15 protein-coding genes and 1 pseudogene are annotated in these 19,272 nt (G+C 70.9%); 11 read left to right on the top strand and 5 right to left on the bottom strand.

Features of this window, described 5'->3' with window-relative positions:
• Positions 1 to 79 precede the first annotated feature (79 nt).
• The 8 genes from TNCT1_RS31090 (at position 80) to TNCT1_RS31125 (ending at position 11,798) form a co-directional block, all read left to right on the top strand.
• Positions 80 to 550 (top strand): cobalamin B12-binding domain-containing protein, encoded by a 471-nt coding sequence (locus tag TNCT1_RS31090; RefSeq protein ID WP_143638735.1) that lies wholly within the window; start codon positions 80 to 82, stop codon positions 548 to 550.
• Positions 537 to 1,823 carry a methylaspartate mutase gene (locus tag TNCT1_RS31095; protein WP_143638737.1) on the top strand — a complete coding sequence of 429 codons (1,287 nt, stop codon included), beginning with the start codon at positions 537 to 539 and terminating at the stop codon, positions 1,821 to 1,823. The genes TNCT1_RS31090 and TNCT1_RS31095 overlap by 14 nt, the downstream gene beginning before the upstream one ends.
• A gap of 89 nt (positions 1,824 to 1,912) precedes the next feature.
• Positions 1,913 to 2,926 carry an asparagine synthetase A gene (locus TNCT1_RS31100; protein ID WP_143638739.1) on the top strand — a complete coding sequence of 338 codons (1,014 nt, stop codon included), beginning with the start codon at positions 1,913 to 1,915 and terminating at the stop codon, positions 2,924 to 2,926.
• Positions 2,923 to 4,149 carry a glutamate synthase-related protein gene (locus TNCT1_RS31105; protein ID WP_143638741.1) on the top strand — a complete coding sequence of 409 codons (1,227 nt, stop codon included), beginning with the start codon at positions 2,923 to 2,925 and terminating at the stop codon, positions 4,147 to 4,149. The genes TNCT1_RS31100 and TNCT1_RS31105 overlap by 4 nt, the downstream gene beginning before the upstream one ends.
• Positions 4,146 to 5,093: a 2,3-diaminopropionate biosynthesis protein SbnA gene (gene sbnA, locus TNCT1_RS31110; protein ID WP_143638743.1), complete on the top strand. Its 948-nt coding sequence runs from the start codon at positions 4,146 to 4,148 to the stop codon at positions 5,091 to 5,093. Before TNCT1_RS31105 ends, sbnA begins: the two co-directional genes overlap by 4 nt.
• Positions 5,094 to 5,170: 77 nt before the next feature.
• Positions 5,171 to 6,178: a 2,3-diaminopropionate biosynthesis protein SbnB gene (sbnB, locus tag TNCT1_RS31115; RefSeq protein ID WP_143638745.1), complete on the top strand. Its 1,008-nt coding sequence runs from the start codon at positions 5,171 to 5,173 to the stop codon at positions 6,176 to 6,178.
• A gap of 602 nt (positions 6,179 to 6,780) precedes the next feature.
• Positions 6,781 to 11,310: a DNRLRE domain-containing protein gene (locus TNCT1_RS31120; protein ID WP_143638748.1), complete on the top strand. Its 4,530-nt coding sequence runs from the start codon at positions 6,781 to 6,783 to the stop codon at positions 11,308 to 11,310.
• Between the two features lie 8 nt (positions 11,311 to 11,318).
• Positions 11,319 to 11,798: a hypothetical protein gene (locus TNCT1_RS31125; protein WP_235902990.1), complete on the top strand. Its 480-nt coding sequence runs from the start codon at positions 11,319 to 11,321 to the stop codon at positions 11,796 to 11,798.
• Positions 11,799 to 11,882: 84 nt separating this feature from the next.
• Here TNCT1_RS31125 and TNCT1_RS35645 read toward each other — a convergent pair whose 3' ends face one another.
• Positions 11,883 to 12,050, bottom strand: a complete 168-nt coding sequence (locus tag TNCT1_RS35645) for a hypothetical protein (protein WP_160160442.1) — start codon at positions 12,048 to 12,050, stop codon at positions 11,883 to 11,885.
• Between the two features lie 433 nt (positions 12,051 to 12,483).
• Here TNCT1_RS35645 and TNCT1_RS31130 point away from each other — a divergent pair, with 433 nt between their 5' ends.
• The gene (locus TNCT1_RS31130) at positions 12,484 to 14,526 is read left to right on the top strand and encodes a hypothetical protein (protein ID WP_143638753.1); all 2,043 of its coding nucleotides are present in this window, start codon (positions 12,484 to 12,486) and stop codon (positions 14,524 to 14,526) included.
• A gap of 181 nt (positions 14,527 to 14,707) precedes the next feature.
• Here TNCT1_RS31130 and TNCT1_RS31135 read toward each other — a convergent pair whose 3' ends face one another.
• On the bottom strand, positions 14,708 to 14,902 hold the full coding sequence (locus tag TNCT1_RS31135; RefSeq protein ID WP_143638756.1) for a hypothetical protein: 195 nt from the start codon (positions 14,900 to 14,902) through the stop codon (positions 14,708 to 14,710).
• 92 nt (positions 14,903 to 14,994) lie between these two features.
• Between TNCT1_RS31135 and TNCT1_RS31140 the strand changes: the two are divergent.
• Positions 14,995 to 15,105: pseudogene (locus tag TNCT1_RS31140) on the top strand (IS5/IS1182 family transposase); the annotation flags it as partial.
• A gap of 96 nt (positions 15,106 to 15,201) precedes the next feature.
• Here the strand turns inward: TNCT1_RS31140 and TNCT1_RS31145 are convergent.
• Both TNCT1_RS31145 and TNCT1_RS35650 read right to left on the bottom strand, forming a co-directional pair.
• Positions 15,202 to 15,735 (bottom strand): GNAT family N-acetyltransferase, encoded by a 534-nt coding sequence (locus TNCT1_RS31145; protein WP_143638759.1) that lies wholly within the window; start codon positions 15,733 to 15,735, stop codon positions 15,202 to 15,204.
• 250 nt (positions 15,736 to 15,985) lie between these two features.
• Positions 15,986 to 16,336 (bottom strand): hypothetical protein, encoded by a 351-nt coding sequence (locus tag TNCT1_RS35650; protein WP_160160443.1) that lies wholly within the window; start codon positions 16,334 to 16,336, stop codon positions 15,986 to 15,988.
• A 295-nt stretch (positions 16,337 to 16,631) separates the two neighbouring features.
• On the opposite strand from TNCT1_RS35650, the gene TNCT1_RS31155 reads away from it, so the two are divergent.
• Positions 16,632 to 17,846, top strand: a complete 1,215-nt coding sequence (locus tag TNCT1_RS31155; protein WP_235902992.1) for an SMI1/KNR4 family protein — start codon at positions 16,632 to 16,634, stop codon at positions 17,844 to 17,846.
• A 309-nt stretch (positions 17,847 to 18,155) separates the two neighbouring features.
• Here the strand turns inward: TNCT1_RS31155 and TNCT1_RS31160 are convergent.
• Positions 18,156 to 19,272, bottom strand: a 1,117-nt coding sequence (locus TNCT1_RS31160; RefSeq protein WP_143638766.1) for an alpha/beta fold hydrolase, incomplete at its 5' end; no start/stop codon positions are given.

Below are 19,272 nucleotides of genomic sequence, written 5' to 3' on the forward strand. Positions count from 1 at the left end.
CGCAGGGGCGCCTTTCCGGGCACCCGGCCCGATCGCAGCGGTCGCGGCCCCACCACGGTGTCGAGAGGAAAAGCCGGTCGTGTACCCGCATCGCCAGCCCCCGGACAGCCCGCACCACGCCGTCCTGACCACCATCGCCTCGGACTCACACACCTGGAACCTGCTCTTCCTGCAACTGCTGCTCGAGGAACAGGGCTGGGAGGTCACCAATCTCGGCGCGTGCGTCCCGGTCGGCGTGCTGGTCGAGGAGGCCACGGCCCGCGCGCCCGGTCTCATCGTCGTCAGCACCGTCAACGGGCACGGCGCCGAGGAGGCGCCGGGCCTGGCCCGCGCGGTGCGCGCCGTGCCCGCGCTGGCCGAGGTGCCGCTCGTCGTCGGAGGCAAGCTGGACACCTCGGGCACCACCGCCCCGGACGTCCACGCCTCGCTCACCGACGCCGGCTTCGACGCCGTCCTGACCGGCCCGAACGCCGTCCCCGGACTGCTCGCCCTGCTCGACGCCCTGCCCGAGCACCGGCACGGAAGGTCCCACGCCGATGCCGTCCGCTGAGCCCTCCCCCACTGCCGGCGGCGCCTTCCACCGGTTCACCGCCGAGGCCGCCCGTACCGGCCGCCTCGTCGTGCAGCCCCGCATGGGCTTCGCCGACCCCGCCCGGATGCGCACCGGCCTGATCGCCACCCGCGCCGCCGACGCCACCACCGTCGGCACCCTCACCCTGGACAGCTTCACCCGCGTCGGCGACTACGCCGCCGCCGCCCGCGCCGTCGCCCAGGGCCATCACCTCAACGGCTACCCGCTGGTCAGCATGGACCTCGGCACCACCGTCGGTCTCCTCGACGGCGTCCACGGACCCGACTTCCCGGTCCAGGTGAGGCACGGCTCCGCACGGCCGGGCCGGATCGTCGAGGCCCTCATCGCCGCCGGGCTCGACGCCACCGAGGGCGGCCCCGTCTCCTACTGCCTGCCCTACGGCCGCACCCCGCTGGCCACCTCGGTCCGCTCCTGGGCCGAAGCGTGCCGCAGGCTCGCCGCGCTGCGTGAGACGGGAGCCGAACCGCACCTGGAGACCTTCGGCGGCTGCATGCTGGGCCAGCTCTGCCCGCCCTCCCTGCTCGTCGCCCTGTCCGTGCTGGAAGCCATGTTCTTCCGCCGGCACGGGCTGCGCAGCGTCTCCCTCAGCTACGCCCAGCAGACCAGCCCCGAACAGGACGAGGAGGCCGTGCACGCACTGCGCGCCCTGGCCGCCGACCACCTACCGGACACCTCCTGGCACGTGGTCGTCTATGCGTACATGGGCGTCTACCCGGAGACCCGGGCGGGTGCGCTGCGGCTCGTCGCGGACGCCGCGCGGCTCGCGGTGCGCACCGGCGCCATCCGGCTCATCGTGAAGACTCCGGCGGAGTCGGCCCGTATCCCCTCCATCGAGGAGAACGTCACGGCGCTGGAGACCGCCGCCGCGGCGGCCCGCACCGCGCGGCCGGCCGCCCCGCCGCCGTCCACCGGTGTCGAGGCGGAGGCCCGCTCCCTCGTAGAGGCCGTCCTGCACCTGCACGACGACCTCGGCCAGGCCCTGGTCCGCGCCTTCGCCCACGGCTACCTCGATGTGCCCTTCTGCCTGCACCCCGACAACGCGGGGCGCACCCGCAGCTTCATCTCCGACCGCGGCCGGCTGGAGTGGTCCCGCACCGGATCGCTCCCGCTCGGCCGGCCCACCGCCGCACAGCCGTCCCGGCGCCTGACCTCGTCCGGGCTGCTGCACGCGCTCAACCACGTCAAGAACCGCTACGACGACCCCGCCGCCCGCCTGGTGCGGGCGAGCTGACCCGAGCGGCCCCCACCCCGGCGCCCGCGCGCCACCGCCCGCCGGCCTGCGACTCCGGTCCGGCGACGACAGGACAGGACACGACCGACATGACACTCCAGATGGACCTTCCGCCGGCCCCCGAGGCGCTCGCGCTGCCCTCGCCGCTGGAACACCTGCGCGACCCCCGCACCCGCGCCGCCCTGCGCATCCAGCAGGCGCTGGTGGCCGGCGCCCGCTCCTTCCTGTGCTCCGACGGCGCCGTGGAGATGGCCCACCCGGTCATCGGCCCCGTCACCGACCCGGGTTCGCGCGGCGCCAAGCAGGTCGACGTCGACTACTACGGCCACCGCTACAAGCTGATGACCAGCGCCATCCTCTACAAGCAGGCGTCCCTGCTGGCCTTCGACCGTATCTTCCTGGTCGCGCCCAACGTCCGCCTGGAGCCCGTCGAGACCAGCAGCACCCACCGCCATCTCACCGAGTTCCGGCAGATCGACGTCGAGTACGCGGGCGCCACCCGCGACGACGCCATGGGCGTCGTCGAGCGGCTGATCCGGCACGCCGTGACCACCGCCGTCGACGAGTGCGGCGACGACCTCGCCGTCCTCGGCCGCGACCCCGACGCCCTGCGCCGTTACGTGGCCCGGCCGTTCGCCCGCGTCCCGCACGGTGAGGTCGTCGACGGCCTGCGCCGCGACGGCTACCCACAGGCCGCCGGCACCGAGATCGAGTGGGAGGCCGAGGAGCGCATCTCCCGCCAGGCCGACGCCCCGTTCTTCATCGTCGGCTACCCCAAGGGCTCCCGCGGCTTCTACGACAAGGAGAGCCCGGCCGAGCCCGGCACCCTGCTGAACTTCGACCTCATCGCACCCGAGGGCTGCGGCGAACTGTGCAGCGGCAGTGAGCGCGAGCACGACTACGCGGCCCTGGTCACCCGGATGCGCGAGACCGGCGAGAACCCCTCCAAGTACGCCTGGTACCTCGAGGTCGCCCGGCACGGCATCCCCAGCAGCGCCGGCTTCGGGATCGGCCTGGAACGCCTGACCCGCTGGGTCACCGGCCTGGACTCCGCGTGGCGGACCACCGCCTTCCCGAAGATCGCGGGGGTCGTGTCGCCGTGAACCAGCTGACCGCACCCGGCCTGCCCGAGGACGCCGTGCGCGCCCGGGCCCGCGACGGCGCCGCCGCCGTCTTCCCGCCCCTGGACAGCTACGGCAACGCCGTCTTCGGCGCCGCCCCCGAACCCGCCGGCGACGAGATCGACGCACTGCGCCTGGCCCCGCCCGTCTTCATGCCGGGCCGCCTGGCCAAGCTCATCGACCTCGGCCGCGAACCCCTCTACTCCGACGTCCGTCTCGACACCGCCCTCGGCGGCTTCGCCGCCCCGCTGCCGGTCTACCTGTCGGCGCTCGGCTCGACCCGCGTCGCCGGCACCAGCCTCGCCCTCAGCCGCCAGGCCGGACGGCTCGGCATCCCGATGGTCATCGGCGAGAACGTCGCCCCCATGAACGGCTTCCGCTCCGGCGGCGACGACCACCGCAAGGGCCTGCTGGAGCGCATCCAGGCGTACTGCGAGGAACTGCCCGACGGCGTCGGCGGCGTCTGCGTCCAGCAGAGCACCGAGGACGCCGACTCCGAGGTCTGGAACCACGTCTACAGCGACCCCGCCGTCACCGGCCTGCTCACCTCCGGCCGGCTCGGCTTCGAACTCAAGGTCGGCCAGGGCGCCAAACCCGGCCTCGGCGGCCTCACCATGATCAGCGACGCGGTCGCGGCCGACCTCGCCGGACAGTACGCCGTCGAACGGCTCGGACCCGGCGCCTCGTCGATCCTGCGCTGCGCGAGCCCCGGCACCTTCACCGACGAGATCTTCCGCCGCCAGATCCAGCTCATGCGCAACAACTACCCGCGCGCCCGCTGCTGGGTGAAGCTCTTCCCCGGCCGTGACGTCGGCCGGGCCGCCGCCGTCGCCTGGGACGCGGGCGCGGACGCCGTCGCCGTCGACGGCGCCGAGGGCGGCACCGGCTGGGCCCCGATCGGCTTCCTGAGCCACGTCGGACTGCCCCTCGCCGAAGCCCTGCGCCGCGTCGACCCCGCAGGCCGCACCCTCCTCGCCAGCGGACGCGTCTGGGACGGCATCCGCGCCGTGAAGCTGCTCGCCCTCGGCGCCCGTGCCGTCGGCCTCGGCCGCGCCGCCCTGATCGCCGCCGACGAGGACCCCGAGCACGGTCTCGAGCGCCTGCTGGAGGCCCTGGCGCTGGAACTGCGCATGGCGGTCAGCGCGCTGGGCCGCTACACGGCCGAGGAGACCGGCCCCGAAGACCTCTGGGAGCCCCGGACATGATCTACGAGCACACCTACGAGCTGGTCACCGACGACCTCTTCGTCCTGCTGCCCCGGATGGTGCCCGGCTCGGACCTCTTCCTGAAGATCGAGGGCCTCAACCCGGCCGGCTCCGTCAAACTGAAGACCGCGCTGAGCCTCATCGAGGACGCCGAGCACCGCGGCGTCCTCACGCCGGGCGCCCGAGTCATCGAGTCCTCCTCCGGCAACCTCGGTATCGCGCTCAGCTCCATCTGCGCCACCAAGGGCTACCGCTTCACCTGCGTCGTCGACCCGAACACCAACGCCACCAGCATCGATCACATGCGTGCGCTGGGCGCCGAGGTGGTCGTCGTCGACACCGTCGACGCCAACGGCGGCTTCCTGCAGTCCCGCATCGCCCACATCCGGCGCCGCGTCGAAGCGGACCCGACCGTCGTCTGGCTCAACCAGTACGCCAACCCGGCCAACCCGCGCGCCCATTACGAGCAGACCGCGCGCACCCTGCTCAAGGAGGTCCAGCACCTCGACTACCTGTTCATCGGCGTCGGCTCCACCGGCACGTTCGTCGGCTGCGCGCAGTACCTGCGCGAGTTCTCGCCGCACACCCGGATCGTCGCCGTGGACGCCCTCGGCTCCATCATCCTCGGCGCCGCCCCCGGGCCGCGCCACATTCCCGGGCTGGGCGCGAGCCGCATCCCCGAACTGTTCGAACCCGGTCTCGTCGACGACGTGGTGCTGGTCGCCGAGGAGGACGCGGTACGCGAGTGCCGGCTGCTCGCCCGCACCCACGGCCTGCTCACCGGCGGCTCCACCGGCTCGGTGCTGGCCGCGGTCCGCCGCCGGGCCGGCACCATCCCGGCCGGCTCCCGCGTCGCCGCGATCTCCCCCGACCTCGGCGAGCGCTACCTCGGCACGGTCTACAACGACGACTGGGTCGAGCGGCACTTCGGCGCCCTCACCTGACCCGCCCCGCACCGGCCGGACAGTCCACCCGCCGCGACCGCCCGGCCGCGCCATCCGCCCCCGAAAGGCAACCACCGATGTCGACCTTCCACGTGATCGACGGCTCCGTCGCCCAGGATGTCATCGGCTCCGCGCCGTCGGCCGTCCTGGACATCGTGCGGGAGACCTACCTCCAGCACAGCCGCGGGGCCACCGTGAACCCCAACAGCCACTTCCTGCGCTTCCCGCACGATCCCGGCGCCCGGATCATCGCCCTGCCCGCCCACCTCGGCGGCGACACACCGGTCTCCGGGCTCAAGTGGATCGCCAGCTACCCGCAGAACGTACGGCAGAACCTGCCGCGCGCCTCCGCCGTCCTGCTGCTGAACGACGCCGAGACCGGCTACCCGTTCGCCTGCCTGGAGGCGTCCGGCATCAGCGCCGCCCGCACCGCGGCGTCCGCCGCGCTCGCCGCGGAGACCCTCGCGGACGGCGACAGCCCCAAGACGGTGCTCTTCGTCGGCGCCGGCGTCATCGGCCGGACCGTCTCCGACTTCCTCGCGGCCCGCGGCGCCAACGTCCGCGAGTGCCTGGTCCACGACCACGTGGACGCCTACGCCGAGACCTTCGCCGCCTACACCGCCGCCACCCACGGCTGGCAGACCCGCACCGTGGCGCAGATCGACGCGGCCCTGGCCACCGCCGACCTGGTCGTCCTCGCCACCACCGCGCCCGCGCCCTGGCTGGCGGACGGGCAGACCCTGCTGCCCGGCCAGCTCATCCTGAACCTGTCGCTGCGCGACATCCACCCCACCGTCATGATCAAGTGCCACAACGTCCTGGACGACATCGACCACTGCCTCACCGCGCAGACCTCGCCCCACCTGACGGAGACGGAGTACGGCACACGCGACTTCATCGACGGCACGCTCGCCGACGTGCTGCGCGGCGACGTGACCCTCGACCGCGACCGTCCCACCGTCTTCTCCCCGTTCGGCCTCGGCGTCCTCGACCTGGCCGTCGGCTACCACATCTACCGCACGGCCCTGAGCACCGGCCGCGCCACCGAGATACCGGGCTTCTTCCCCGAACTGAAGCGCTGGTGAACCGTGCGGCACCGGCCGCAGCCACCGACGCCCCGGCCTCGCACCCCCACCATGTCTCCGGTGGGCATGCGAGGCCGGGGCGTCGTCGTGGTGTTGAAAGCCCCCTGCTGCGCTGCCTGGCCCGCGCGGCCTGTAGGGGGGCACGGGGCGGCGTGACTTCGCGGCCCCTGGAAGACACTCAACGCCTGGCAGGTACCGCCGCCGACTACGCCACCGTCCGTGCGGGCGGCCGCACGGATCGAGTGCGGCCAAGGGATGCGCGCGGTCCTGCACTCGGCGTTCACACGGCGCCGGCCCGCTTCCACATGGACCGGGATCTGCACCCTCTCGGCTTCGTCGTCCCGGACTCGCTCGTGGTCACCTACCGCGACCCGGAACCCGACGACATCGACGATGTGGAACTGACCTCCACCGTCGTGGACCGGTTCTATGTACGGCACTGCCCCGCAGTCCCCGCAGGTGTGGGATGTGGTTGCTGCTCCGCGAGCTTGTCTCCGCCTGGCGTGCCGCTGACTACGGCGGGACCGAGTGTAGGTTGACCTGCAGTGTTCACTGCAGCACGCGGACTCGGGTCAACGCAGACGAGAGCCGTCACCTCGGCAATGCTCGTACTGGCTCTGGCCGGCGGTGCTCTCACGGTTGGCGGCCAGGCGACAGCCGACGACACGTCCTCCGACGCGACCGCTACGGCTGCGGCTGCGGCCGAGCCACGGGACTTCGGTCCCGCTGAGGCCGACAACGAGAACACGGCCCGCGTGCTGGCCCAGGCCGAGAACCGCCGTATCGAGATACTTGCGGAGCGGACCGAGACGAGCTCCGCCTACGCCAACCCCGACGGTTCCCTGACGACCGAGGCGTTCGCCGCGCAGATCCGGGTGAAGCAGGACGGCAAGTGGAAGGACATCGACACCACGCTGTCCGATACCGGCGCCGACCTCACGCCCGAGACCGCGGCGGCACGTATCGCCGTCTCCGACGGCGGCGACACCGATCTGGCCTCAGTTTCGGACGGCGGCAAGACCTTCGGACTCGGCTGGCAGGACACCCTGCCGGCCCCCCACGTGGACGGCGACACCGCCTCGTACGCACTGGGTGAGGGCGAGACGCTCAAGGTGACCGCACTGCCCGAAGGCTTCTCCCAGAACGTGCTCCTCGACCAGGCACCACACGGACCGGTGACGTACCGAATCCCCTTGGAACTGCACGGACTGCGCCTGTCCGAGGCCAAATCGGGGCACCTGCTGCTCAAGGACTCCTCCGGTGACCTGGTGGCCGAGGCGCCCGCACCGACGATGTGGGATTCCAGCAAGGACAAGCTGTCCGGCGAGCCGAAGAACCAGGCTCGGGTGGACGCTGACATCGAGACTTCCTCGGACGGCTCGCAGACACTGGTCCTCACGCCGGACGCCGACTTTCTGGCCGCAGCCACCTACCCGGTGACGGTGGATCCGACATCCACCCTCGCGGTGACCACGGACACCTGGGTGGCCACCAACTATCCCGACTCGCAAGTCTCGTCGGCGGAACTGAAATCGGGAACGTACGACGCGGGTTCCACCAAGGCCCGCTCGTACCTGAAGTTCGACGTCTCGGACTTCGCGGGCAAGCACATCACCGACACCAACCTCGCGCTGTACTCGTATTGGTCCTCCTCATGCTCGACATCAGGCGCGGGCACCCAGGTGCGGCGAATCACCTCGTCATGGTCGTCCTCGAGCGTCACCTGGGCCGACCAGCCCTCGACGACCACAACCGGAGCCGTCACCAGCACCGCCGCCAAGGGCTACTCGGACGCCTGCCCGGCCGGCACCGTGAACTTCGATGTCGACGACATCGTGCAGGCGTGGGCCGACGGGTCCGCGAACTACGGCATCCAGCTGCGCGGCGCAGACGAGAGCGACTCCCTGACATGGCGCCGCTTCCGATCAGCGAACTACATCTCCGGTGACAGCTCCGTCGAGCCGCATTTGACCGTGACGTACAACTCGTACCCGTCCACGGCCGCGCAGATCCTTCCCGTCTCCGGGACCATCACCCAGGACGCCACCCCCACCCTCCAGGCACGTGCGACAGATGGCGACGCCGACCAGCTCCGCTACACCTTCGAGGTGTGGGACAGCGGACTGACCACCCGGAAGACCACCGGCAGCTCCAAGTACGTCCTGTCCGGCAGCATCGGCACGTGGACCTCCGGGGCGCTGGGCGCGGGAACGTACAAGTGGCGGGCCAGGGCGTATGACGCCACCGACCTGTCGAAGGCCTGGTCGGCATGGCGGACCCTGACCGTCGACCCGACGGCTCCGGCCGCGCCCACGATCACCAGCACCACTCACGGATCGTCCGTCAACTGGTATTCGACGGACGACTTCACCGGCACCCTCGCTGCCGACGACACGAGCGGCATCGACGGGTACGCGGTCAAGGTCGACCAGAGCCCGGCCACCAGCGCCGGCACCACCGTCACCCAGACCTCCACGGGGATATCGGCCCCGGACCGGAGCGACGGCAGCTGGTACGTCCACGCGGCGGCACGCAACGCAGCCGGACTGTGGTCGCCTACCCAGACCCTCCCCTTCAACGTCGACACGACAGCCCCGGGCGCACCGACCGTCACCTCCTCCACACACCCGCTGAGCACCTCCACCTACGCCAGCCGCACGGCAGCCTTTGCCTGGACCGCTCCGAAGGACACCGCAGGTGTGTCCGCGTACGCGGTCGCCGTGGACCAGAACAGCGCGACGATGCCCGCCAGCACCGGCCCCACCCAGAGCTCCACGTCCTACACCACCACGGTGAGCGGCGACGGCACCTGGTATCTGCATGTGCGCGCCAGGGACAAGGCCGGCAACTGGTCCGGGTCCGCCGCCCACTACGCCTTCGCGGTCAACTCCACGCTGGGCCTGCTACCCACGGTCACGTCCTCCTCCCACCCCGATCAGACGGCCGCCTACAAGGCGACCGCGTTCAAGGCGGCGTGGACGACCAGCACCACCGCGACCGGCTACAGCTACACCGTGGACTCCAGTGCCACCACCGTCCCAGACACCACCACCGATTCCACGACCGCAAGCTACAGCAGCACCACTTCGCCAGGCACGTGGTACCTGCACGTACGCGCCGTCAACTCGGCCGGAACCTGGGGGCCTGCGGCGCACTACCGCTTCACCGTGGACACCACCGCGCCCGCCGCGCCCACGGTCTCCTCGCCGGACTTCCCGGACGACGCCTGGGCCGGTGACGCCGGCGACACCGGGACCTTCACACTGACGTCCGCAGACAAGGGGTTGGACACCTTCACCTACGCCCTGGACGGCGGTACGGCGACCACGGTCTCCGCCTCCGCCGCGACCACCGCGATCGACCTGACCCCGGCCAGCGAGGGCAGCCACAAGCTGACCGTCACCGCCACGGACAAGGCCGGCAACACGTCCGCGGCGACCGTCTACACCTTCCACGTCGGCGCAGCCGGCCTCACCGCTCCCCTGTCCGGCGAAGAGATCGGCCACTCGGTCACCCTCGCCGCAGCCGGACCTTCGGACCTGACCGGAGCCACTTTCCAGTACCGGCGCGGCGACAGCGACGGCTGGTCGGACATCCCAGCCTCCGCCACTGTCGCCCCTGGTAACACTGCGGTCACCTGGCCGGTCACCATGAGCGGCGGGGTCACCCCGGCGCTCACCTGGACCACCGACGCCATCACCGACGACGGCGACCTCCAGGTGCGAGTGACCTTCACGGGCGCCAATTCTCCGGCGCCCTCCGCACCCGTCGCCGTCCTCCTGAACCGGGTCAAGGTCACCGACCAGGGAACCGACCTGGATTCTCTGGCCGCACCGACCTCCACCGAGTCCTACGCGCTGGAGACGGCCGAGGACCGGGCCGAGGCCTCCCCCGACGCCCTCGCCCCGCCCTACCTCGACCAGGACACCGGCAAGCTCGTCGCCCCGGTCACCGACAGCGCTGCGAAGACCGACGCCACCGCCACGATCTCTTTGACCGATGTCCCGGTCGACGAGGGCGGCGACGACACGACTCTGGCCGACGCGGACGAGGCAGCCGACGGCACCACCACGACCGAGGACGACGTGGCCGACGCCGTTGCCACCACCAACGCCACCGTGGTCCCCACCACCAAGGTCGTCGACCACAGCCAGGCCGAACTCGACTCCATCGCGGACGAAGTACTGCTGCTCGACGAGGACGATCTGCCCGGTGCCTCCGCGCTCGCCAGTGCCGAGGTCGACGCCGAGACGAACAAGGTCATCGTCGAGATCGCCGCAGACAACGCCCCACTCACCGACGCGCTCGGCCAGCGGTACGGCATCGACACCGTCACCGTTCGCGTCAACCCCGGGGTCAGCCAGTTCCAGGAGACATCGACCCGGTGGACAGACAAGAACCCCTTCAAGGGAGGCGCCGGCTACGAGGCCCACTGGCCTGACGGCGATCTGCACAACAAGCTGAAGGTGTGCACCACCGGCTTCGCCTGGACGTACAACCGCCACCCGTACATCGTCAGCGCCGGACACTGCACCTACGCCAATGGGTACATGGACAGCTGGGACAACAGCGGCACCGACAACTCGGTCACGGTCGGCTTCGTCGACGTCGACAACTACGCCAACGACAAGGGCTCGGTGAAACTCTCCGGCCAGAACTACTACTCGGGCGACCTTACGCTGATCAAGGTCAGGGAGAACTCGTACAACGTGTCGGCGCGCATCTACCAGCACGACAGTGTGATGCGGCGGGTGGACAACCGCTTCACCACACGCTCGTCCAAGGGACAGAAGTTCTGCACCGGAGGTGCCCGCTCCAGCGAGGTGTGCGGCTGGAAGGTCACAGAGACCAGCAAGCGCTTCAAGTACTCCAACGGTGACGTGGTACACAACATGACCGTGGGCCAGAAGAACTCCGGATCGTGCGTGATCTCCGGCGACTCAGGCGGCCCCGTCTACACCGTGAAGTCGAACGGACACGTCAACGCGAAGGGCATCATCTCAGGTGCCGGCTGCGACTCGGTGAGTGACGACGGCGAGTGCAGTGACGGCTGGGACGGCAAGTGCACGGTGTTCTTCACGGACATCGCTCTGGCAGAAAAGGCGCTTCCCGGAGGGGTCAAGAAGTGGTGAGACGAACGGTGAGACTCACAGTCCTCGCCGCCGTGTCCGTCGTGGCGATGACCGCGTCGGCGTGCAGCAGCCCCAAGCCCTGCGCCGGGGTCGGCGTCACCTCGCAGATCGGCGTGATGTTCCTCCAGCGGGGCTACACCGACCTGGCCGGCGCCTCCTACGAACTCTGCGCAGGAGGCAGATGCGGCAAGGGCCACTTGGCACAGGAGGACATCACGCGGATCAGCCTGCGCCTTCCCGACGACGTGGATGAGCACCTCGGCACAGTCCGTTTCCGCGTCACTCCCAAAGGGAGCAACCATCCCGAGATCGACTCGTCCACCGACGTCAGACTGACCCGCCAGCCCGACGGCTGCGGTGGCGGCGCCTACAGCGAAGGCCTCGCCTTCACCAAAGAAGGCGGCCTGACCACGAAGATCCCGCCCAGCGTGAGAGCGGCCTGGCGCAAGCATCTCGAGTCACTGGCCTCGTCCTCCGAGTCCTCCTGACACGCGCTCCTCTCCACAGCCGGTTGCCGGCTGTGGAGAGGAGCTGACAGCCAGATGCGGTGCCCGCAACCTCGCCGCCAGGCGTCAGTAGTACAGCGTGGGACTGCAGCTGGTGTGGTGCAGGGCGCCCGTGCTGGTGTACACCTTCACGCAGGAGTAGGCGCTTCCGCTGGTCGCAGGGAATGTGGCGACGTTGTAGTTGATCGGCCCGAACTGTCCGGTCCGGTTGAGGGCGTACGTCACCGACTTCACCGCTGCCCCCTTATTTTAGAGGGAAGCCGCCCCGTGGATCGCTCGCGCACGGCACGTCCTGCGCTGGGCCCGACAACCGTTGCTGTCCGCGCCGGCCTTGCCAGAACCGAACAACTCGATCCGGCAACAGAGGCGCGCCGGCCCCCTCACCGAGTTACGGGACATTGGTGGGTTGTTGGCGGGATGGTAGGGGTGGTTGACGGTGGACCAGGGGTGGGTGTCGAGCCCGGCGTGGTGGGGCAGCGGGCTAGGCGGACGTGGACGCGGGGGCGCGCGCGGACATCGTCCGTGGAGACGCGGCCCTTAGGTGTGTCCGGCTGGAGGTGTGACGGGGCGACGCGGATCGCGGGCGTCCCCCAGATCCAGAGGTGGTCCCGTCGGGTCGATGCGAGGATGTCAGTCGGTCGACGTGCGGCGGACTGACGGGGTGGCGGTGGCGGATACTTCGGTCGAGGCGGTGGATGCGGTGGACTGGAGCCGGTACCGGACGGGCGTGCCGGAGCAGCGTCCCGTCAAAGAGGTCCCGGCGGCGCTGCGCCGCCTGGTCGAGTGGGGCGCGGCGGCGACGGAGGAGGACTGCCATCGGCTGTACTCCTGCCTGTTCGTCCCAGGAGGCGGGCTGCCATCGGCCGCGGCCGCGGCCCTGCCGTTTCTCACGGCGCTCGCTTGCGACCCCGCCAACGGCGCACGAGTCACTCTCGTCGAACTGCTCGGTGCTCTGAACGGCGCGGCGCGCGAGGCCGGTGAACAGGGCACTCACGACGCGTGGCGGGAGGAGTGGCGGCGTCAGGGCGACAAGATCACGGCGCTCCTCGCGGACCCCGTGCCGAGCGTGCGGCGCGCCGCTCTCCTCCTCGCGGACGACGACGCGCTGCTCGAACGGTGGCACGCCGAGACGGACCCGGCCGTACGCCTGCCCCTCCTGCTGGCGCTGGGCGCCCGCGCCGCGACGACCGCCGGCGCGCCCAGGACCGGGTCTCCCGGTGGCCGGGACCGGTTCGCCGGCGCGGTGGAGGCGGTGCTGAGCCGGGTGCTGCGCGACGGCGAGCCGGTGATGAAGGTGGCGGCCGTGATCGCCCGGGCGTCCCTCGATCGCGACGCCCCCCTCCGGCATGCCGACCTGCTGCTCAGCGTCCTCGCCGATCCGGCGGTACGGCCCCGGTTCGAGCGGATCTGGTGGCTGCCGGAGGTCGAGACCCCCTTCACCCGTGAAGACGTCGCAGCATGGGTGTCCGGTCTCCTCGACCACGTTCCCCCGGCCGCCCTGTCGTTCGTGACCCGGCTGGCTGAGGCGGCGGAACGCACCGCGGACGACGGGCTGCGCCGGGTCGTCCTGGACGAGGCGTGGCGGCACCTGGTCGTGCGGCGTTCCGCAGCATGGACGGTGCTGCCCCTCGCGGCACGGATGCTGGACTGTGCCGACGACTGCGTGCGGCTCAAGGCCGCGCACCTCCTCGCAATGCTCGCCCCTGCCTCAGGCCCGTACGCCGACCGCCTGGCGGCACTGCTCGACGATCCCGGGACCGACGAAGTCTCCTGTATCGAGGGGACCGTCGGCGACTTCGCACGCTGGGCCCTGGTCCGGCTGGGTGACCCCCGCGGCCTCCCCGGCCTGGTCGAGTCGCTCTGTGCGCCCTGCCGGGAGCAGTTCGGGCGCAGCTGGGTGGCGGGCGATCCGCGCCGGCCGGAGATGCACGAGGTCCTCGCGCCGCTGCGCGAGCACGCCAACGTCCTGCTGCCCGCGCTGCTGGAGGAGGTGCGGCAGGACCACGAACGGCACGGCGACCACGGCGAGATCATGGGCACCTTGCTGCGGGTCGCCGAGGAGTGGGGGCCGGACGCGCTGCCCGCGCTCCCGGTCGTCCTGCCGCTCCTGAAGGACACGCGGTACTCGTTGCGCGTGGTCGACGTGCTGCTGGCGATGGGTCCCGGTGCCGCCTCGACGGCGTCCGCCGTGCGCGACGCGGTCGTCCTCGAACACCCGGGCAACCACCACAGGACCGCGTGGGCCGCGTGGCGCATCGCGGGGGGCGACGACGGCACCGCCCTGCGGCTCCTGGGCGAGGCGGTGCACGACGAGCAGGCGTCCCCGTACGGGCCGGTCCTCCTCCTGTCCGACTTCGGCCCCGCCGCCGCGGCGCATGCCGGACGGGTGCGTGAGGTCATGGAGAACGCCGAGCATGGGAAGGTGACGGCGGCGGTCGCCCTGTGGGCGATCACCGGCGAACCGGGTGCCGCCCTGGCGGTGCTGGAGCAGGTCGTCGTGCGCTTCACCGGGGACGACGACCGCTACGGCGACCTCGCCGAGGCACTCCGCGGGTTTTCGCGCATCGGCACGGTCACGCCGGCCGCACGGCGGGCCCTGCGCCTCGTCGGCGCCCGCGATCTGCGGCTGTCCGCCCACCGGGACTACCGGGCCGTCCTCGACGACCAGGAACTGCGCACCGCCATCGCCGCAGTGCTCGCGCTTCCCTGACGCCCGGTGGCGTCAGGCCCTGCGAGCGCTCCACCAGGGGCGTCGTTGCCGCCGGCCGACGGGCCGCGACTGGAACGATGGACGTCAGTCATCGCGCATATTCGCTTGACAAGCGCTTTCCCGACTCGGGCCGCACCCGCCTGTCTTCCGGCTTAGCAGGTCACGACCGGCCCATCGAAGGTCAACCGCACCGTGCCAACTCGCCGTACTTCATGCCGCTGGAGTAGAGGAACCCCTGCTGACTGCGACCCATGAACTTGATGCCTCGGGTACGCCGCTCCACGTGGGTCAGCCGGAGGACCACGGTGCCCGACTCTGTCGAGAGCTCCAAGAGGTCACCGGGCTGGAGGTCCTCGGCGAAGACATCGAATGTCATGGCGGCGATGGTAAGGCTTGATCGCGAGATGCATCAGCGAGTGAGAACTGCGAGCTGCTTGAGCAGACCAGCCACAGTGGGATGATCTTGTTGTGGCTGGTGTGATCACAGCGTCCGAGCCCTCCTGGATACCCCCGTTCAGCGGGCTCAGCCCGCGGCAGTTCGGCAAGCTGATCACCGCGCTCCGGCGCGAGGGTGCAGATCCGTCCGCCCTCGGTCTCCGTACCGTCGCGATCAACACGCTCGCGGACGTAGGGACAGTGGTGGGCTGTCCTGTGATGATCGACGGCTCGGCCGGTTCACGCCTGGAACTCGGTGAGATCGATGGCGTGAACGCGCAGCGGGTAGCCGTACACCGGGTGTGCCGTCTCCCGCTCGGGGATCATGCCGAGCTTGCGGATGACGTTCTCGGAGGCGTTGTCACCCACCCGGTTGATACTGATGACGCGGTCCAGGCCGCGGTCCTGGAGAGCGAACTCCAGCGTGGCGTGGGCGGCTTCGGAGGCGTATCCCTGGCCCCAGAACTGTGAGCCGATCCGCCAGCTGATCGCCACAGCGGGCATCACCTCCGGCAGGAACTCGGGCACGGACAGTCCCGTGAAGCCGATCAGTTCGCCCGAGGCCAGCAACTCGACGGCGAAGAGTCCGAAGCCCTCCTCGTCCCACTCCTCCTCCCATCGCTCAATGTCCTCGGCCGTGGCGTCCAGGTCGCGCACCGAGCCGTCATCGATCCAGTGCATGACCCGGAGGTCAGCGTTGATGTCCGCCATCGGCGCGAGGTCGTCGTCGTGCCAGCTACGGAGGAGGAGACGGGGTGTGCGGATCTCGGTCATGCGCCCATCCTGCCGAAGTCAAGCGCCCCATCGGTAATCCGGCGCTCGCCCGCGCTGCCGCTGCGGAACCACAAGGCATCAAGCCGCCTGCACCGCATACCGTGACGGGCGAAACATCGGGCCGCCGGCCGGACATACGACGTGCCGCTCGGCGCACCGAGATCATTCACGGAATCGCGGCCAGAGCCACTGCCGCAAGTACGCCGACATCCGGCAGGCGGAACACCCCAGGCCTGGGTCCCCCATCTCTTCAGTCAAGATCGTGGGCCAGGATGGCGATATGACGACCTGGTTCCGCACCTACTACGAGAACGAAGATCTGTGGCTGTACTTCGAGGCCGATGACGAAGGCTGCGCAGCGCGACAGGCTGAGGTCCGGGGGCAGGACTCGCGTCCGGTGACGGCGGGCGTCCTGGTAGTGCTGGAAGCGGCGGAGCGCGGTGCCACGACGAGCTTCGGGCACCTCCTTCCTGATCGCGGTTGTCGCCGTCGGCTTCCAGGTGCCGCCACACGGCGTGGCCCTGGCGGTCCTGTTCGGCGAGCTGGTTGTCATCGCGCAGGCCTTGACCGTGGTGCCGGGCTCATCGAGTACCTCAGCCACAGCACCGGAGCCTAAGCGGCGAGCAGGCAGCGTCGACGATTTCACTTAACCCCGATCGAGTAGAGCCACAGCCCGTTGCCGCGCGTGTCGCCCGCGTCGGCCGCTACGAAGATCACGAACCGTCCGTGCTCTTCGAGAGGACCCGCCTCGTGCCCCTGGTCCGCTTCGCCGCCGCGACCGCCGTGCTCGCCGCCAACCCGAGGACAGTTGAAGCGTCAGTCAGTGGGCGGCGCAGACGCCCGAGCGGCGCCGGGTCCCAGTCTCGATGTCGGTGGGGGATGTCATCCTCGGTTCCATGGGTCACTCTGCGCGGATCACCGCGTTCACAGGTCTCGTCGGACCGCCGCCCGGCCCGGCGCCCGCCGTCGACTGGGCGGCGGTCGAGGACTGGCTCGGCACCCCGCTGCCCGGTGACTACAAGGCGCTCGTGTCGGCGTACGGTGCGGCCGAGATAGGCGGCCCGGGTGCGGCGATCCGGCTGCACCCGCCGTGCGTCAGCACCGACGGCCGCTTCGAGTACGCAGCATGGATCGTCGAGACGCACCGGCACTCGGCGATCCGGCCCGGCATGTTCACCGCGCGTCGGCGTCCCTTCCTGCCCGAGGAGGGTGGCCTGCTCGCCTTCGCCACGACGAGGAGCGGCGACCACCTCTTCTGGAACACGGGCGCCTCGGACGACCCCGACGAGTGGCCGGTCACGCTCGTGACCACGAATGTGGCAGTCGGGGTGAGCGAGCCCTGGGTGGACTACGAAGTCCCTTTCCTGGAGCTGCTGTTCACGCTGCTGCGCACCGGCGTGCCGCACCCGGGCGAGCCCGGCGGGCTGCTGGGCCCGCTGTCCTCACAGATACGGGTCTGGCCGCCGCTGGCCGGGGCCGCCCCCTGGTCGCCGCCGCCTGCGGGCACCGCCGTGGACGCGCGGCAGCACGCGGCGCTCACCGAAGGCTCGGGCCTCGACGCCGTCATGGCACTGGTTCCACCGCCCCTGGAGCCGTACCTGGGCGAGAGCACGTGGGAGCAGGTCTTCGAGCGGCTCGGCACCCGGCTGCCGCCGGACTTCGTGGCGCTCGCGGAGCGGTACGGGGCGGGCAACTGGAGCTGGTGGCTGGACATGAGCGCCCCACTGTCCCTGGACCGGCCACGGGAGCAGGGGCTCGCGGCCACCGTCGAGGACATGCTTGACGGATACCGACAACTGCGCGCCGCCCATCCCCAGTACTACCCGATGCCCGCGTGGCCCGAGCCCGGCGGCTTCCTGCCGTTCGCGTCGACGATCGACGGGGACCAGATCGGCTGGTGCGCGGACGGCCCGCCCGAGACATGGCGCGTAGCCGTCAACCCACGCCACTGCGACCAAGGACCGCCCCTGCCAGACGACTTCACGGCCACCCTGCTCACGTGGTTGCGCGGCGGCCCCGCCGAATCCGGCTTCCCCGGTCTGACCGGCCGGGACCTGCATCCGCTGGACGTCATGTTCTTCGAACCGTTCGGGCCGGGCGCGCCGTGGTGAAGGCCCCTCGTCACCACGGGCTGGGGCCTGCCAGCAGAACGGTGAAGCTGATCCTCCATGGGTATGTCCGCCGTCCGGTCAGGGCGTCGTCGTCGGCGCGGATCAGGCCTGGTGGGCGGTGAACAGGGCGTAGACCTCGTGGTCAAGGCCGCGATGCTGCGGGAGCGCAGGACACGGCCGTCGAGGGGCGCGGCGACCGCCGGCCCGGGACGACCGCGGGCCCACGAGTACGACGAGGGGCCCGCCACGGTTCCGTGGTGGGCCCCTCGTCAGCTCCGTCGGCTCCTGGACGCCGGCGACGATGCTCGGTCAGGCCGGCAGCAGCTCCCGTTCCCGGTCGACGGCGTCGGCCTCACCAGCGGCGGTGGCGGTGGCGGCAGCCTGCGCCGTCTCCCGCAACGCCGAGACGACGGTGTCCAGTTGCTCGTCCCCCCTGACCATCTCCATGTGCCGGCCCGGCATCGCCCTCTGGGCCAGACCTGCCGGGTAGAGCTCGTGCCAGTGGGCGAGGTACTGGGCCTCCGGCACCTCGTCGCCGCTGCCCTCCCGCACCGTGTCGCTGACGAACAGCGTCGCCCTGGCCACCGAATGTCCGGGCCGGTATGCGGCGAGCGAGCGGACCTCCGCCTCCAGCACCGCGAAGGGCAGCCACTCGTCCAGCGTGACCAGATCCTCGTCGAGGTTCATCTCCGGCGCCAGACGCCGCAACTCCCGCTCGGTCGACGCCCGTTCCGCGCCGCGCTCGTTCTGACCGCGGCGCCACAGCGCGTTCACCCGTCGGTACGTCTCGGCGTGCCGCTGGAAGCGGTCGCGCTGGTCGTCGCCGGTCACCGCCGGCTCCAGCAGGAACAGACCGGCCACCTCCTCAGGCGCCCGCGCACCCATCGCGTGCGCGATCACCGCGCCCGTCGACCATCCGAGGATCGTGCACGGGCCCTCGGGCTGCACTCGGCGGATCTCCCGCCAGTACCGCTCCGCGATGGACTCGATCCCGACGAGCGGGGCCTCGTCCGCGTTCAACCCCGGCGCCTGGACGCCGTACACGGTGAACATGCCCTTCAGGCACCGTGCGAGCGCCCGGTACGGGTGGGTGCTGCCGCCGCCCGGGTGCACGCAGAACAGCACGGGCAGCTCGGGGTCCACCGCGGACGACAGGAGCACCACCAGTCCGGCCGACGCCACCTGCGGGACGTCCAGCGCCGCCGCCAGTTGGGCCACGGTCGGGTGCCGCACGATCTGCTGGAGGGCTACGCCCAGGCCGGCTTCCCGCAGTCGGGAGACCACTCGAACCGAGCTGATCGACTGTCCGCCGAGTTCGAAGAAGTTGTCGTGGATGCCGATGGTGTCGACGCCGAGGACGTCGGACCACACGCCGGTGATGAGTTCCTCGGTCGAGTTCCGGGGTGCGGTGTAGGTGGTGGCGAGA

This window comes from Streptomyces sp. 1-11, from assembly GCF_007176755.1.
Classification (GTDB): domain Bacteria; phylum Actinomycetota; class Actinomycetes; order Streptomycetales; family Streptomycetaceae; genus Streptomyces.